The organism is Streptomyces diversicolor, from assembly GCF_057537855.1.
The window spans coordinates 49,025-64,939 of sequence record NZ_BAAJXA010000021.1; the positions used below are offsets into that span (position 1 = coordinate 49,025).

General features: G+C 73.2%; 11 protein-coding genes and 1 riboswitch. Of the genes, 6 read left to right on the plus strand and 5 right to left on the minus strand.

From position 1 onward, the window contains the following. Positions 1-258: 258 nt before the first annotated feature. Positions 259-1,857 (minus strand): ribosomal protection-like ABC-F family protein, encoded by a 1,599-nt coding sequence (gene abc-f, locus AC27LF_RS24675; RefSeq protein WP_479658610.1) that lies wholly within the window; start codon positions 1,855-1,857, stop codon positions 259-261. A gap of 92 nt (positions 1,858-1,949) precedes the next feature. Continuing rightward, positions 1,950-2,594, minus strand: a complete 645-nt coding sequence (locus AC27LF_RS24680; RefSeq protein WP_479658609.1) for a PQQ-binding-like beta-propeller repeat protein — start codon at positions 2,592-2,594, stop codon at positions 1,950-1,952. A 731-nt stretch (positions 2,595-3,325) separates the two neighbouring features. Between AC27LF_RS24680 and AC27LF_RS24685 the strand changes: the two genes are divergently transcribed. Continuing rightward, entirely contained in the window at positions 3,326-3,739 is a 414-nt protein-coding gene (locus tag AC27LF_RS24685) for a VOC family protein (protein WP_479658608.1), read from the plus strand. Between the two features lie 16 nt (positions 3,740-3,755). On the opposite strand, the gene AC27LF_RS24690 is transcribed toward AC27LF_RS24685, so the two are convergent. From AC27LF_RS24690 to AC27LF_RS24700, 3 genes are all read right to left on the minus strand, one after another. Beyond that, a complete protein-coding gene (locus tag AC27LF_RS24690; RefSeq protein ID WP_479658607.1) occupies positions 3,756-5,195 on the minus strand; it encodes a hypothetical protein in 1,440 nt (479 codons plus the stop codon). A gap of 137 nt (positions 5,196-5,332) precedes the next feature. After that, complete coding sequence (locus AC27LF_RS24695; RefSeq protein ID WP_479658606.1) at positions 5,333-6,460, minus strand: alpha/beta hydrolase; 1,128 nt, start codon at positions 6,458-6,460, stop codon at positions 5,333-5,335. Between the two features lie 134 nt (positions 6,461-6,594). After that, positions 6,595-7,242: a class II aldolase/adducin family protein gene (locus tag AC27LF_RS24700; RefSeq protein ID WP_479658661.1), complete on the minus strand. Its 648-nt coding sequence runs from the start codon at positions 7,240-7,242 to the stop codon at positions 6,595-6,597. 220 nt (positions 7,243-7,462) lie between these two features. Here AC27LF_RS24700 and AC27LF_RS24705 point away from each other — a divergent pair, with 220 nt between their 5' ends. From AC27LF_RS24705 to cobN, 5 genes are all read left to right on the plus strand, one after another. Beyond that, on the plus strand, positions 7,463-8,719 hold the full coding sequence (locus AC27LF_RS24705; protein WP_479658605.1) for an inorganic phosphate transporter: 1,257 nt from the start codon (positions 7,463-7,465) through the stop codon (positions 8,717-8,719). A gap of 70 nt (positions 8,720-8,789) precedes the next feature. Further along, positions 8,790-9,011, plus strand: coding sequence for a hypothetical protein (locus AC27LF_RS24710; protein WP_479658604.1), 222 nt, complete (start codon positions 8,790-8,792; stop codon positions 9,009-9,011). 438 nt (positions 9,012-9,449) lie between these two features. Then, positions 9,450-9,570: riboswitch (cobalamin riboswitch) on the plus strand. Between the two features lie 98 nt (positions 9,571-9,668). Further along, entirely contained in the window at positions 9,669-10,610 is a 942-nt protein-coding gene (locus AC27LF_RS24715) for a cobalamin biosynthesis protein (RefSeq protein WP_479658603.1), read from the plus strand. Next, on the plus strand, positions 10,607-12,118 hold the full coding sequence (locus AC27LF_RS24720) for a cobyric acid synthase (RefSeq protein ID WP_479658602.1): 1,512 nt from the start codon (positions 10,607-10,609) through the stop codon (positions 12,116-12,118). The genes AC27LF_RS24715 and AC27LF_RS24720 overlap by 4 nt, the downstream gene beginning before the upstream one ends. Further along, positions 12,115-15,765 (plus strand): cobaltochelatase subunit CobN, encoded by a 3,651-nt coding sequence (gene cobN / locus AC27LF_RS24725; RefSeq protein WP_479658601.1) that lies wholly within the window; start codon positions 12,115-12,117, stop codon positions 15,763-15,765. The genes AC27LF_RS24720 and cobN overlap by 4 nt, the downstream gene beginning before the upstream one ends. Positions 15,766-15,915: the final 150 nt, after the last annotated feature.

The window sequence follows — 15,915 nt, forward strand, 5'->3', positions numbered from 1 at the left end:
AGGTCCGTAAGACACGGTTTTGACGACAGGAGCACATCCCCACAAGCGGAATTACTGATTCCGATGCATGCCGTCCGTACCGCCGAACGGGTTCATTCGCGAAGTGCCAGGTCAGAGACGCACGACGGCCGACCCCTCACCGATGGAGGGATCGGCCGCTACATGGGTGTAGGACACACCCGGATACCAGGAGATCTCACACAGATGATGGATCACCGATGGGCCGAATGATCCATAGCCCGTGGATCATTCATTCGATCAAGCCAGCGCGACGAGGTCCGCGTAGTCGGCGCCCCACAGGTCCTCCACGCCGTCCGGCAGCAGGATGATCCGCTCCGGCTGAAGCGCCTCCACCGCGCCCTCGTCGTGGGTGACCAGGACGACCGCGCCGGCGTAGGTGCGCAGCGCGCCCAGGATCTCCTCCCGGCTCGCCGGGTCGAGGTTGTTGGTCGGCTCGTCCAGGAGCAGCACGTTCGCCGACGAGACGACGAGCGTGGCGAGCGCGAGGCGGGTCTTCTCGCCGCCGGACAGGACGCCGGCGGGCTTGTCGACGTCGTCACCGGAGAACAGGAACGAACCCAGGACCTTGCGGACCTCGACCAGATCCATGTCGGGAGCGGCCGAGCGCATGTTCTCCAGGACCGTGCGGCCGGCGTCCAGGGTCTCGTGCTCCTGCGCGTAGTAGCCGAGCTTGAGGCCGTGGCCGGGGACGACCATGCCGGTGTCCGGCTGTTCGACGCCCGCGAGCAGCCGCAGCAGGGTGGTCTTGCCCGCGCCGTTCAGGCCCAGGATGACGACCCGTGACCCCTTGTCGATGGCCAGGTCGACATCGGTGAAGATCTCCAGCGAGCCGTACGACTTCGACAGGCCCTCGGCCATCAGCGGGGTCTTGCCGCAGGGCGCGGGCTCCGGGAAGCGGAGCTTTGCGACCTTGTCGGACTGGCGGACCGCTTCGAGGCCGGACAGCAGCTTCTCGGCGCGGCGCGCCATGTTCTGCGCGGCGACGGTCTTGGTGGCCTTGGCCCGCATCTTGTCGGCCTGGGCGTTGAGCGCGGCGGCCTTCTTCTCGGCGTTCTGCCGCTCGCGCCTGCGGCGCTTCTCGTCGGCCTCGCGCTGCTGCTGGTAGAGCTTCCAGCCCATGTTGTAGACGTCGATCATCGAACGGTTGGCGTCCAGGTAGAACACCTTGTTCACGACCGTCTCGACCAGGTCGACGTCGTGCGAGATGACGATGAAGCCGCCGCGGTACGTCTTCAGGTAGTCGCGCAGCCAGGCGATCGAGTCGGCGTCGAGGTGGTTCGTGGGCTCGTCGAGCAGCAGTGTGTCGGCGTCCGAGAACAGGATCCGGGCCAGCTCGATGCGGCGGCGCTGACCGCCGGAGAGGGTGTGCAGCGGCTGGCCGAGCACCCGGTCGGGGAGGTTGAGCGCGGCGGCGATGGTGGCGGCCTCGGCCTCGGCGGCGTATCCGCCCTTGGTGAGGAACTCGGTCTCCTGACGCTCGTACTGCTTGAGCGCCTTCTCCCGGGTGGCGCCCTGACCGGTGGCGATGCGCTGCTCGTTCTCGCGCATCTTGCGGATCAGCACGTCGAGGCCGCGGGCGGACAGGACGCGGTCGCGGGCGAGGACGTCCAGGTCGCCGGTGCGCGGGTCCTGCGGCAGATAGCCGACCTCGCCCGAGCGGGTGACGGTGCCGGCGGCGGGGATGCCCTCGCCGGCCAGGACCTTGGTGAGGGTGGTCTTGCCGGCGCCGTTGCGGCCGACGAGACCGATGCGGTCGCCCTTGGCGACGCGGAACGTGGCGTTCTCGATGAGGATGCGGGCACCGGCGCGCAGCTCGATACCGGAGGCGGAGATCACGGACAGACTCCAGGGCGAAGTCGTTGGCGGGATGGGCGGCTGAGGACGTTCCCGCCGTCTAATGCGCGAGGAGAATGGCCATGGGGGTCAGTCTAACGGGGCGGCGCAAGCGGTTTTCCCGGGTCCGGGTGTCCCGCCGTGCGGCCCGGCATCTCGTTGCCGAGGGGCGAGCGGTGCGGGGCGACGGGCCCGAGGTCGTCCACGGCGACGAGCTGATCGGTCCAGGCGCCCCGCGCGCAGGGCTGGGCGACGAGCAGGTTCGGGCCGTGCCGCACGGCGCGGTCGGGACGGAACGCGCAGCGCTCACGCGCGGGCAGCACCCAGCGCAGGTCGCCGTCGGCGGTGCGGTACGCGGTGATGCGGCGCGGGGTGACCACGGCGAGCATGCCCCGTGGCAGCGGGCGCAGGACGCCCGTGGCGCCGTGCGCGGCGAGCCAGCCGGATACGGCGGGCAGGGCACGGTGCCAGCGCACGGAGCGGCCGTCGGTGGCGGTGACGAGTCCGTCGTCCCAGAGGGCGATCGCGTGCCCGCGCGCGGGGAGCACGTCCAGCGGGCGGCGGCCCTCGCGCGCATAGCGCCAGCGCCGCTCGCCGCCGGCCGGGTCGTACGCCTCCACGGCCGCGCCCCGTGCGCGGACCGCCGTCGCGGCCGGCCCGTCGGGTCCGTGCGCGGTGAGCCGGTCCCCGTAGGGGGCGCCGGGACGCACCTGAAGGGCGACGACGAGCAGCGCCCCCACGAATGCCCCGCCAAGACCGGCCCCACGCCCCGCCCGTCCCCGGCCCCGGGTTCGGCTGCGGCTGCGGCCCCGCGGCATGCCTCGTCGCCCGTCCCCGGCACCCGGGCCCCGCACCGCTCCCTCGGACCGTTGCGGTCCCGCGGGTCGGCCCCGTCCCTCCGGGCCGCTCGGCCCGGTCGGTCCCTCCGGGTCAACCGGTCCGTCTGGTCCGCCCCGACCCAATGGGCCCTCCCGTGCTTCCCGTTCGTCCGGTTTCGCCAGTCCGCCCAGTCGTATGGGTCCGGCCGGTTCCTATGGCGTATCCAGACCTCCCCGTTCGTCTGGTCCCTCTACCACCCCGCCCCCTCCGGTCTTCGGTGTCCGCCCGGCAGAGCCGGCCCCGGGCCATCCGGTCCCTCGGGGCCCTACCGTCCGCCCGCCCTGTCCCGTCGGGGGCGTCCGGGGCAGACGTCGGGGGCGTCCGGGGCAGACGGAGAGCGTAGCCAGGCGGGGGCGGGGCAGCCGGGCGCGCGGGGACGACACGCGAGCGGGTGTCGGGCCGTCCCCCGATCGGCCGCAGGGGTGGCAGGTCAGGGGCATGGGCCGGTGCGACACGTTCCGGTGAAGCGGGGGCCGGTTGTCGCCGGGCGCTGTCAGTGCCGGGTGCAAGACTGGGCGGCAGATCGGATCCACGGGACCGACGGGACCGTCGACGGACACAGGTGAGGCATGTTCACAGGGGAGTGATCAGCATGGCAGGCACGGGCGGAGGGCGTCCGAGCATCTATCCGACGCTGCTGTACGCGGACGCGAAGGCGGCGATCAAGCAGCTAACGGAGGCCTTCGGATTCACCGAGCTGTCGGTGTACGAGGGAGAGGACGGCTCGGTGCTGCACGCCGAGCTGGTGCAGGGCAACGGCGCGGTGATGCTGGGCTCCAAGGGCCGCGGCGGTGTCTTCGACACGCTGATGAGGGACGCGGGCCCGGCGGGGGTGTACATCGTGGTGGACGACGTCGACGCGCACCACCGGCGCGCCGTGGACCACGGTGCGGAGATCGTGATGCCCCCGACGGACCAGGACTACGGCTCGCGGGACTACACGGCCCGGGACGCCGAGGGCAACATCTGGAGCTTCGGGACATACGCCCCCGAGATAGGGATCTGACCCGCTCCGGCGCGCGCTATCCGCCGGTGTGCACCTGGAAGGCGGCCCGGCGCACCGCCTTGGCCAGGGCCGGGTCGGGGTGCGCGGCGGCGAGCGCGACCAGGACCTGCACGGTGCGCGGGTGCCCGACGGCGCGCACCTCGTCGAGCAGCCGGGGGACGGTGGGCTGCACCGCGGACTCAAGGTGACGCACGAGCATCGGCGCCTCGCCGTGGTCGGCGACGGCGGCGGCGGTGTCGACCCACAGCCAGGTGGCCTCTTCGCGGGTGAGGACTTCGTGGGCGTCCTCCGGGTCGGCGCCGTCGTGCTCGGCGAGCCACAGCAGGGCGTAGGGCCGCAGCGTGGGCTCGTCGACGACTCCGCGTACGTCGGGCTCGGCGGGGGCGCCGACGACCCGCAGCGCCTCGAAGGCGAGGCCGCGCAGCAGCGCGTCGTCGCCACGGGCGGCCTCGATCAGTTCGGTGACGGCGCTGCCGACGGGGCGGGCGGCGAGCCAGGCGCGGTACTCGGCGCGGGCGGCGTTGGGGCGGAGCTGGGCGCAGCCGCGGAGCATGTCCTCGGCGGACTGTTCGATGTTCCCGGCCGGGCTCTGCGCGGCCACGCAGATCTGCTCCAGCTTGACCCACACCGCCCAGCTGCCGAGCGGGGTGAGGGTGGCCTGGCCGTCGCCGTAGGTGAGGGCGCCGACGGAGGCGAGGGCGTGCAGGGCCCAGTCGAGGATCGGGGCGAGGAGGGTGCCCTCGGCGAGCGCGGGCGGCGGGGCGGCGGGCGCGTAGGCCGTCGGGAGCGCGGCGCCCGGGGCGTCGCCGGGACCTGGCTCGTAGGGGACTTCGCAGCGCTCGGTGCGCAGTTCGGTCACCCGTTGCCTGAGCAGGTCGAGAAGCTGCTCGACCGGGACCGGGCCTGCGGACAACTGGAGGAAGGAGAGCACCTGAGGCATGGCCGAGACCACGTCGGCGACGACCGCGTGCTCGTGCTCGGCGGGTTCCGGATGGGCCAGCGACCAGGCGTCGAAGAGGGCGACCCAGCCGCGCAGTACGGCGCTGTCGTCCCGGTCCCAGGCGCGCAGCCGCCAGCCGGGGCGGGCGCTGTCGCCGTGCACCTCGACCAGGCCGGCGAGGCGGGCGGTGTCCCAGTCGGCCCGTACCTGGGCCACGGTCAGATGCAGATCTGCGGCAGCGCGTTCGGCGGACGCGTCGGAGAGGGTGGCCTTGCCGTCCTCGGTGGCCCCGGCGCGGCCGGAGCCGAGGGCGGCGTCGGCCCAGTGGGCCACGCGGGCCGCGCCCGCCAGGCCGGAGCGCGCCATTCTGGCCAGCTCCGCGGGGGCGGGCGTGCCTTCCGGCGGCCGGGGTGCGGGGCGGCGTGGGCGCCGCTGGTTCACAGCTCTGGGGGCGGCGGCCAGGGGTCGCGGTCGGACGAGTCGAAGCCTGGAGTCGCGCGGGATACGGGACGTCACGGGGGCAGTCTTCCGGTTGACGGTCCGAAAACCCAAACGGAATGTCACGGCGGGCGACGGGGGTGGCCAAGGCACGGTGTCCGGCTGGGGCGGAGGGGCCATGATCAGGCCACAGGTACGGAGTTAAACGGAATGGATTACATGAGCGGAGTCAGGAACCGGCGCAGCTGTTCCTCGTACTCCTCGGGGTCGGCGTTCCACATGGCGGCGTGCGGGGCGTCCGGGACGGTGTGCAGGGCGATGCGGTCCGGGCGGCGGGCGGCGAGGCGCCGGGAGTGCGCCCAGGGGGCCACGGTGTCGCCCGGGCCGTGGATGATCAGGGTGGGCATGTCGAGCCGGGCGGGGTCGGCGGCGTCGGCGAGGCCGTCGGGGTGCAGACCGGTGCGTCCCTGCGCGGCGCGCACGGCGAGCGGCAGCACGGCGTCCGGCGTATGGCGGGCCGATGCCAGGGCGCGCAGCGTGGCCGGCCAGTCCAGCACGGGTGAGTCCAGGACGAGCCCGGCGATACGGTCCCGCTCGGGTGACCGGGCGGCGGCGTGCAGGGCCATGGTGGCGCCGGTGGACCAGCCGAGCAGGATCACGCGGCCGGCGCCGTGCCGGACGGCGTAGCGGATGGCGGCGTCCAGGTCCCGCCACTCGGTCTCGCCGAAGTGGTTCAGGCCGTCGGGCCTGCGGGGTGCGCCGAGGTCGCCGCGGTAGGCGAGGGCGAGCACCGGCAGGCGCCTGTGGTGCAGGAAGCCCATGACGTTCAGGGCCTGTTCACGGGTGGTGCCAAGGCCGTGCACGGCGATCACCCAGATGTCCCGGTGGCCGGGCACGAACCAGGCGGGCAGCGGGCCGAGTTCGCCGGGTACGTCGATGTCGGCGTGGTCGAGGTCGAGGGCGGAGGCCGGGTTGCCGACGTGCACATTCGGGGTCAGCCAGACCTTGTCGCCGGCCCCGAGGGTGCCGTGGGTGACGCCTTGCAGGCGGCGTACGACGGTGTCGGCGGTGCTCCGGACGGACTCCAGGACGGGTCCGACGACGGCGTGCGAGCCGTCGCCCGCGAGGCCGTAGGTGCCGGGGCGCAGGGAGGCCAGGTCGCGGGTGAGGGTGATCTGTCCCGCGGCCGTGCCGTGCACGGTGAGCCGGGGTTCGGTGGGCAGGGGCCGGCCGGCGGGCGCCTTGAGCGCGGCGTCGCTGGCCAGCCGTCCGGCGGCCACTCCGGCCGCGCCGGCTGCCAGGGCCGCGGTGAGGGCGGCGGCGGTCGCTGTGACAGTGCGCACGGAACCAGTGTGCTGGGTTCGGCCGGGTTGCGCAGTTCCCGGCGGCCCTGGGGAGGGGGGTGCGTGGCGTTGTGGCTGAGTGCGGGGCGTTGTGGCTTGGTGTGCGGTTTCCCGCGGTCCTGGAGAAATGGGGGTCAGGGGTGTTGGCCGTAGGTGGTGAGGTGGGTTGCCGTCTCTGTCAGTTGGGCGGGGGTCAGGAGGGTGGGGGTGTGGCCCGGTACTGAGGATGCCGTCAGCCACAGGCGGCACATCCACTCCAGTTGGGCGGTGCGGTCGTAGGCCTGGTCGAGGGTGGCGCCGTAGGTGAGGGTGCCGTGGTTGCGCAGCAGGCAGCCGGAGCGGCCGGCGAGGGCGCGGAGCATGTTCCGGGCCAGTTCCTCGGTGCCGTACGTGGCGTACGGTGCGACGCGGACGGGGCCGCCGAGCGCCGCCGTCATGTAGTGGATCGCGGGCAGTTCCAGGACCAGCGTGGAGACGGCCGTGGCGTGCACGGCGTGGGTGTGGACGACGGCCCGCGCGTCGGTGGCGCGGTAGACCGCGAGGTGCATGGGCAGTTCGCTGGTGGGCACCAGCGTGCCGAGCACCTGCCGGCCGTCGAGGTCGACGCCGGTCACATCGTCCGGCGTGAGCCGGTCGTACGGTACGCCCGAGGGTGTGACCAGCACGGTGTCGCCGACGCGCACCGAGACGTTCCCGGAGGTGCCGACGACCAGCCCGTCGGACACGGTGCGGCGGGCCGTGCCGACCAGCGCCTCCCAGGCGTGCGCCGTCTGTTCCGTCATGCCCTGGGCGACGCCCTGTTCCCTGCCTTGGTCCCTGCCTTGATCCCTGCCCTGATCCATGTCCTGATCCTGGCGGGTGACGCGGATCTCTTCAACGGGTCGCGGCGGACACCGCGGGCACACCGCTCACGACACCGTGAATCCCTCCTCAGTTCATCTTCCGTTCATCAAGGTTGCCTACGTTCAACCAGCCAATGACTTCGAACGATTGCCTGGGTAAATGGAAAGCTTCTCGCTGATCCTCGCGATTGTGGTGATCACCGCACTCGCGTTCGATTTCACGAACGGTTTCCACGACACCGCCAACGCGATGGCCACGACCATCTCGACCGGTGCGCTCAAGCCCAAGGTCGCGGTGGCCATGTCCGCCGCACTCAACCTGGTGGGCGCCTTCCTCTCCGTGGAGGTCGCCAACACGATCTCCAAAGGTCTCGTCGACGAGACCGGCATCCGTCCCGAGGTCATCTTCGCCGCCCTGGTGGGCGCGATCCTCTGGAATCTGCTGACCTGGCTGGTGGGCCTGCCCTCCAGTTCCTCGCACGCCCTGATGGGCGGCCTGATCGGCGCCACCGTCGCCTCCGCGGGCGCGGGCGCCGTGCACGGCGACGCGCTCGTCACCAAGGTCCTCATCCCGGCGCTCGCCGCGCCGGTCGTCGCGGGCGTGGCGGCGCTGCTCGCCACCCGCCTGTCGTACCGGCTCGGCGCGAAGGCGGACGGCAGGGCCGCCGAGAAGGGGTACCGGGCCGGCCAGATCGCCTCCGCGGGCCTGGTCTCCCTGGCCCACGGCACGAACGACGCCCAGAAGACGATGGGCATCATCACCCTGGCGCTGATCGCCGGCGGCGCCCTCGCCCCCGGTTCCAACCCTCCCACCTGGGTCATACTCTCCGCCGGCCTCGCCATCGCCCTCGGCACCTACCTCGGCGGCTGGCGCATCATCCGCACGATGGGCAAGGGCCTGACCGACCTCCAGCCGCAGCAGGGCTTCGCCGCCCAGACCAGCGCGGCGACCGCCATCCTGGCCTCCTCGCACCTCGGCTTCTCCCTGTCCACCACGCATGTCGTCTCCGGTTCCGTGATGGGCGCGGGGCTTGGCCGCAGGGGCGGCGTGGTCCGCTGGTCCACGGCGACCCGGATGGTCGTCGCCTGGGCGCTGACGCTGCCGGCCGCCGCGCTGGTCGGCGCGCTCGCGGAGACCGTCACGGACCTCGGTGACTGGGGCACCGGGTGCGTGGCCGTCTTCCTGGTCGCCGCCGCCGCCGCGATCTGGAAGACCTCCCGGCGCGAGGTCGTCGACCACAGCAACGTCAACGACACCGGCGAGCCGGCCGGTGTGGTGACCGCCGCGATCGCCGCCGTGACGCCTCCGGCGGCGGGCACCCCGGCGGCGGATCTGACGGCCACGATCCCGTCGCCGCCGGTGTCCGCGGCCCCGGCCGCCGCCGACCAGGCCGTGCCGCCGGCCGCCGCCGTCTGACCGTCCGATCGACTCCCTCTCTTCTCTCTCCCCCGCCTCCCCTGACTCCGGTACCCAAGGAAGCATCACCATGAAGATCGACTGGGCGGCCCTCGGCTCCGTCTTCGGCGTCAGCCTCGCGGTCACCGTGGCGCTGGTGGCCCTGTTCACCCTCGGCGTGGCCGGCCTGTCGCACCGCGAACGGGCCGCCGCCCGGGGCGGATCGGCCGGCCTCGCGCTGACCGCCGCGTACACATGCTTCGCGGCGTGCGCCGCCGCGGTGGCCTACGGGATCCACCTCATCACGGCGTAAGCGCTCCGCTGGGTGGGCCGCGGTATGCCGTCAGTTGTCTGCGGCGCCGTCGTGGCTTGTCGCGCCCGCGCGGCGGAGCCGCACATCGATACAGCCCCGCGCCCCTTTGGGGCGTTGCCCTGCCGCAGCGGGCTTCGCCGGACCCTGCTTAGGCCGAAGCCGGCGTGGCTGAGCGCGCCCGCGCCGTCGTGGCGGATCCGCCGGTCTCGCGCTGACCGCCGCGTACACGTGCTTCGCGGCGTGAGCGCTCCGCTGTGTGCTGCGTTGTGCCGTCGGTCGTCTGCGGCGCCGTCGTGGCTTGTCGCGCAGTTCCCCGCGCCCCTTTGGGGCGTTGCCCTGCCGCAGCGGGCTTCGCGGGACTGTGGATATGAGTCTCGGCACACTCTCCCCTTGCAGGTCAGCGGTCAGTTGACGGGGGTTCCGGGGGCGTGGTGGACTGCCCGGGCCATGTACGGCGGCAACGAGAGGAAGCCGGTGTGAATCCGGCGCGGTCCCGCCACTGTCACCGGGGACGAACTCCCCGGGAGCCAGGAACTCTCGCCGCCGGTCTCGTCGAACCAGGGCGTGGACACCCTGAGTGAGGACACATCGCCATGCTCGGCTGCGCGTTGAGGTACAGCACCAGGTCGCTTCCCGACCCCACGGCCGGCTGAGCCGGTGCGTGCCGAGCGCGTCTTCGCGTACGGCGCCGCCCTCGGCCTCCTCGGTGATCTGCTCGTCGGCGATCCGCGCCGCGGGCATCCGGTCGCCGTGTTCGGGCGTGCCGCCGGCGCGGCGGAGCGGGCGCTGTGGCGGGACCACCGCGGATGGGGTGCGCTGCACACCGCCGTGTGCGTCGGCGGCGCCGCGGCCCTCGCGGCCGTGGCACAGCGGGCCGTACGCCCCTCCCCCGCCGCCTCCGTAGCGCTCACCGGGGCCGCCACCTGGGCGGTGGTGGGCGCCACTTCGCTGGCCCGGGAGGCCCGGGCGATCGGGCGGGCCCTGGATATGGGGGACGTCGCGGCGGCCCGGGCACGGCTGCCGCATCTGTGCGGGCGGGACCCCGAGGCCCTGGACGCCGACGGGATCGCCCGGGCGGTCGTGGAGTCCGTGGCCGAGAACACCTCCGACGCGGTCGTCGGGGCCCTGGTGTGGGGGGCGTTGGCCGGGGTGCCCGGGCTCGTCGGGTTCCGTGCCGTGAACACCCTCGACGCGATGGTCGGGCACCGCTCGCCGCGCCACCGCCGGTTCGGCTGGGCCGCGGCGCGGCTCGACGATGTCGCCGGCTGGCCGGGGGCCCGGCTGACCGCCGCGCTGGCCGCCGTCTGCGGGCCCGACGCGCGGGGCGCCGTACGGGCGTGGCGGGCCGACGCCCGCCGGCATCCGAGCCCCAACGCCGGTCCCGTGGAGGCGTCTTTCGCGGGGGCGCTGGGCGTGCGGCTGGGCGGGACCCTGTCGTACGGGGGGCGGGTCGAGCACCGGCCCGTGCTCAACGGCGGCGGGCGTGCCGTCGCCGCCCCGGACATCGAACGTGCCGTACGGCTCTCCCGCCGGGTCGGCCTGCTCGCGTTCGGCGTCGTGGCCGCCGCGCGCCTGACCGTGAGGGGACACGGGTCATGACCGGTGGGGGTCTCCTCGTCGCCGGCACCACCTCCGACGCCGGCAAGAGCGTCGTCACCGCGGGGATCTGCCGGTGGCTGGTGCGGCAGGGGGTCAAGGTCGCGCCGTTCAAGGCGCAGAACATGTCGCTGAACTCGTTCGTCACCCGGGAGGGCGCCGAGATCGGGCGGGCCCAGGCCATGCAGGCCCAGGCGTGCCGGATCGAGCCGACCGCGCTGATGAACCCGGTGCTGCTCAAGCCCGGCGGGGAACAGAGCAGTCAGGTCGTGCTGCTGGGCAGGCCCGTGGGCGAACTGAGCGCGCGCGGCTACCACGGCGGGCGGCAGCAGCGGCTGCTGGGCACCGTCCTCGACTGTCTCGCCACGCTGCGCTCCACGTACGACGCCGTGATCTGCGAGGGGGCGGGCAGCCCGGCGGAGATCAACCTGCGGCGCACCGACATCGTGAACATGGGCATCGCGCGGGGCGCGCGGCTGCCCGTGCTGGTGGTCGGTGACATCGACCGCGGGGGCGTCTTCGCGTCGTTCTTCGGGACCGTGGCGCTGCTGTCACGCGAGGACCAGGAGCTGGTCGCCGGGTTCCTCGTCAACAAGTTCCGCGGGGACGTGGGCCTGTTGGAGCCGGGCCTCGACATGCTGCACGCCCTGACCGGGCGGCGCGCCTACGGCGTCCTGCCGTTCCGGGACGGACTCGGCATCGACGAGGAGGACGGCCTCGCGGTCTCGTCGCGCGGCTCGGTGCGGGAGTCGGCCGCGGCCGAACCCGTCGGTGAGGACGTGCTGCGGATCGCCGTGTGCGCCGTGCCGCTGATGTCCAACTTCACCGACGTGGACGCGCTGGCCGCCGAACCGGGCGTGCTGGTGCGGTTCGTGGACCGGCCCGAGGAGATGGCCGACGCCGACCTGGTCGTCGTCCCGGGGACCCGGGGCACCGTACGGGCCCTGGAGTGGCTGCGGGAGCGCGGCCTGGCCCGGGCGCTGCGCCGCCGGGCCGGCGAGGGCCGCCCGGTCCTCGGCATCTGCGGCGGCTTCCAGATCCTCGGCGAGCACATCGAGGACGAGGTCGAGTCGCGGGCCGGGCGGGTGCCGGGGCTGGGCCTGCTGCCGGTGCGGGTGCGGTTCGCCCGCGAGAAGACCCTTGCCCGGCCCACCGGTTCGGCCCTCGGGGAGCACGTCGAGGGCTATGAGATCCACCACGGCGTCGCCGACGTCACGGGCGGCGAGCCCTTCCTCGACGGCTGCCGGGTCGGCCGGACCTGGGGCACGCACTGGCACGGCGCGCTGGAGTCGGACGGTTTCCGGCGGGCCTTCCTGCGCGAGGTGGCGGCCGCCGCGGGCCGCCGCTTCGTACCGGCCGACGGCACCTGCTTCGCCGCGCTGCGCGAGCAGCGGCTCGACCGGCTCGGCGATCTGATCGAACAGCACGCGGACACGGACGCGTTGTGGCGGCTCATCGAGTCGGGCGCGCCACGAGGACTGCCCTTCATTCCACCGGGAGCGCCCGCATGAGCACAGTGTTGTTGTTGTCGACGGCCGACACCGATCTGCTGGCGGCGCGTGCCGCCGACGCGTCCTATCTGATCGGCAACCCGACCCGGCTCGACGTCGCCGAGGAGCTTCCGGCGCTGCTGCGGGGCGCCGACCTCGCGGTGGTCCGGCTGCTGGGCGGCAAACGGGCCTGGGAGGACGGGCTGGCCGCGGTGCGGGCGTCCGGTGTGCCGGCCGTGCTGCTCGGCGGCGAGGCCGTCCCGGACGCCGAGTTGATGGCCGAGTCGTCCGTGCCCGCGGGTGTCGTGGCCCAGGCGCTGCGCTATCTGGTGGAGGGCGGACCCGCCAACCTCGGCGAACTCGCCCGGTTCCTGTCCGACACGGTGCTGCTGACCGGCGAGGGCTTCGAAGGACCGCAGTCGATGCCGGAGTACGGCGTGCACGGCGAGCGCGCCCTGGTCGCGGACCGCCCGACCGTCGGTGTGCTCTTCTACCGGGCCCATGAACTGAGCGGCAACACCGCCTTCGTGGACACCCTGTGCGACGCGATCGAGGCGCGCGGCGCCAACGCCCTTCCCGTGTACTGCGGTTCGCTGCGCGGCGCGGACGCCGGGCTGTACCGGCTGCTCGGCCGGGCGGACGCGCTGGTGGCGACCGTGCTGGCCGCGGGCGGCACCCACGCCTCGCGGGCGTCGGCCGGCGGCGACGAGGAGAGCTGGGACGTCGGGGCGCTCGCCGACCTCGACGTGCCCGTGCTGCAAGGGCTGTGCCTGACCTCGTCGCGGCAGGCGTGGGAGGCGTCGGACGCGGCGCTCTCCCCCATGGACGCGGCGATGCAGGTCGCCATCCCGGAGTTCGACGGGCGGCTGATCACGGTGCCGTTCTCGTTCAAGGAGCAGGGTCCTGACGACGTGCCCGTGTACGTCGCCGACCCGGAGCGGGCCGGCCGGGTCGCCGGAATCGCCGTGCGGCACGCCCGGTTGCGGCACAAGCCGAACGCCGAGAAGAAGATCGGGCTGGTGTTCACCGCGTACCCGACCAAGCACTCCCGGGTCGGCAACGCGGTCGGACTCGACACGCCCGCGTCGGCGGTCCGGGTGCTGGACGCGCTGCGCGAGGCGGGCTACTCGCTCACCGAATACCCCGCGGGAGGCGACGAGTTGATCCACCGGCTGATCGCGGCCGGCGGGCATGACGTCGAGTGGCTGACGGAGGAGCAGCTGGCCGCCGCGCCCGCGCGGGTGCCGCTCGCCGACTACCGGGCGTGGTTCGACACCCTCGACCCGCGGCTGCGCGGCGCCATGCTGGAGGCGTGGGGCGAGCCGCCGGGCAGCCTGTACGTGGACGGCGAGGACATCGTGCTGGCCTGCCTCCGTTTCGGGAACGTCGTCGTGATGATCCAGCCGCCGCGCGGCTTCGGCGAGAACCCCATCGCGATCTACCACGACCCCGACATGCCGCCGTCCCACCACTATCTGGCGGCCTACCGCTGGCTGGAGAACAGCTTCGGCGCCGACGCGGTCGTGCACATGGGCAAGCACGGCACGATGGAGTGGCTGCCGGGCAAGGGCCTCGGGCTGAGCGCCGGCTGCGCCCCGGACGCCGTCCTCGGCGATCTGCCCCTCGTCTACCCGTTCATCGTCAACGACCCCGGTGAGGGAACCCAGGCCAAGCGGCGCGGCCACGCCACCGTCGTCGACCACCTCGTGCCGCCGATGGCCCGCGCCGACAGCTACGGCGACCTGGCCAAGCTGGAGCAGCTGCTGGACGAGTACGCGCTGGTCAGCGACCTGGACCCGGCGAAGGCACCGGCGGTGCGCAGCCAGATCTGGACGCTCGTTCGGGCAGCGGAACTCCAGCACGATCTGCATGTCGACGAGCAGCCGGACGACGATGAGTTCGACGAGTTCGTCATGCACATCGACGGCTATCTGTGCGAGATCAAGGACGTGCAGATCCGGGACGGTCTGCACGTCCTGGGTGCCGGCCCGGTCGGCGAGCCGCGCGTGAACCTGGTGCTGGCCGTGCTGCGGGCGTCCCAGGTGTGGGGCAGGCAGGCCGACGCCCTGCCGGGGCTCAGGGCGTGCCTCGCCGCCCGTTTCGGGCTGGTCGAGAAGGAGTTGCTGGCCGAGCCGGGCGCTCCGGTGAAGGTGCCGGTGGAGCTGACGGACCTGGTGGAGGGTCCGTCCCGTACGGCCGCCGACGCGATCGACCTGCTGGAGCGGCTGTGCCGGCGGATCGCGGAGGGCATGGAGGAGCGGGCCTGGGACCGCACGGCCGTGCCCGCCGTCCTCAGTGACGCGCTCGGCATCGAACTCCCCGATGCCGTCGCGGTGTTGGACTTCGCCTGCGCCGAGGTCGTACCGCGGCTGGCCCGGACGACCGACGAGATCGGGCACATCCTGCGCGCGCTGGACGGCGGTTATGTCCCGGCGGGCCCTTCGGGCTCCCCCACCCGCGGGCTGGTCAATGTGCTGCCGACCGGCCGGAACTTCTACTCGGTCGACCCCAAGGCCATTCCGTCCCGGCTGAGTTGGGAGGTCGGCCAGTCCCTCGCGGACTCGCTGGTGCAGCGGTATCTGAGCGACACCGGCGCGTACCCGAAGTCCGTCGGCCTGACGGTCTGGGGCACGTCCGCGATGCGCACCCAGGGCGACGACATCGCGGAGATCCTGGCGCTGCTGGGCTGCCGCCCGGTCTGGGACGACGCCTCGCGCCGGGTGACCGGCTTCGAGATCGTGCCGCTCGCCGAACTCGGCAGGCCCCGCATCGACGTCACGGTCCGTATCTCCGGTTTCTTCCGGGACGCGTTCCCGCACGTGGTCGCTCTGATCGATGACGCGGTGCGGGCGGTAGCGGAACGGGAGGAGCCCGCCGAGGCCAACTACGTGCGCGCCCATGTGGAGCAGGACACGGCGCAGCACGGTGACCGGCGGCGCGCGACGGCCCGGATCTTCGGCTCGAAGCCGGGCGCGTACGGCGCGGGTCTGCTGCCGCTGATCGACGCCCGCAACTGGCGCTCCGACGCGGACCTCGCCGAGGTGTACGCGGTGTGGGGCGGTTACGCGTACGGGCGCGGGCTCGACGGGCGGGCGGCGCGCGGCGACATGGAGACGGCGTTCCGGCGGATCGCGGTGGCGGCGAAGAACGTCGACACGAGGGAACACGACATCGCGGACGCCGACGACTACTTCCAGTACCACGGCGGCATGGTCGCCATGGTCCGGCATCTGACCGGCGCCGACCCCGAGGCGTACGTGGGCGATTCCGCCGTACCGGACCAGGTGAAGACCCGCACGCTGGGCGAGGAGACGCACCGGGTCTTCCGGGCCCGGGTGGTCAACCCGCGCTGGATGGCGGCGATGCGGCGGCACGGCTACAAGGGTGCCTTCGAGATGGCCGCGACCGTGGACTACCTGTTCGGCTACGACGCGACGGCGGGCGTGGTCGACGACTGGATGTACGAGAAGCTCAGCGCGGAGTACGTCTTCGCCCCGGAGAACCGGGACTTCATGAAGAAGTCCAACCCATGGGCGCTGCGCGGCATCACCGAGCGGCTGCTGGAGGCGGCGGACCGCGGGCTGTGGGCGGAGCCGGACCAGGAGACCCTGGACCGGCTCCGGGTGACCTACCTCGAACTTGAGGGAGATCTGGAGGGCGGCGCATGAACGCTCTGCGCACCCCCGCGTCGGCGGGGACAACAGCGCACGGGCGGCCGTCGATTGGGCGGTGCCCGGATCGCCCCCGCGTCGGCGGGAAACATGCCCACACCCTGTCAGCCGCAACGGCCTGCGACGCACGGTCATCGCACCAGCCAT

Excerpts from the sequence above, each read along its gene's own strand:
- AC27LF_RS24710 (WP_479658604.1), top strand. The coding sequence starts at position 8,790 with ATGAAGATCGACTGGGCGGCCCTCGGCTCCGTCTTCGGCGTCAGCCTC.
- cobN (WP_479658601.1), top strand. The coding sequence starts at position 12,115 with ATGAGCACAGTGTTGTTGTTGTCGACGGCCGACACCGATCTGCTGGCG.
- AC27LF_RS24705 (WP_479658605.1), top strand. The coding sequence starts at position 7,463 with ATGGAAAGCTTCTCGCTGATCCTCGCGATTGTGGTGATCACCGCACTC.
- AC27LF_RS24720 (WP_479658602.1), top strand. The coding sequence starts at position 10,607 with ATGACCGGTGGGGGTCTCCTCGTCGCCGGCACCACCTCCGACGCCGGC.
- AC27LF_RS24685 (WP_479658608.1), top strand. The coding sequence starts at position 3,326 with ATGGCAGGCACGGGCGGAGGGCGTCCGAGCATCTATCCGACGCTGCTG.
- AC27LF_RS24700 (WP_479658661.1), bottom strand. The coding sequence starts at position 7,242 with ATGACGGAACAGACGGCGCACGCCTGGGAGGCGCTGGTCGGCACGGCC.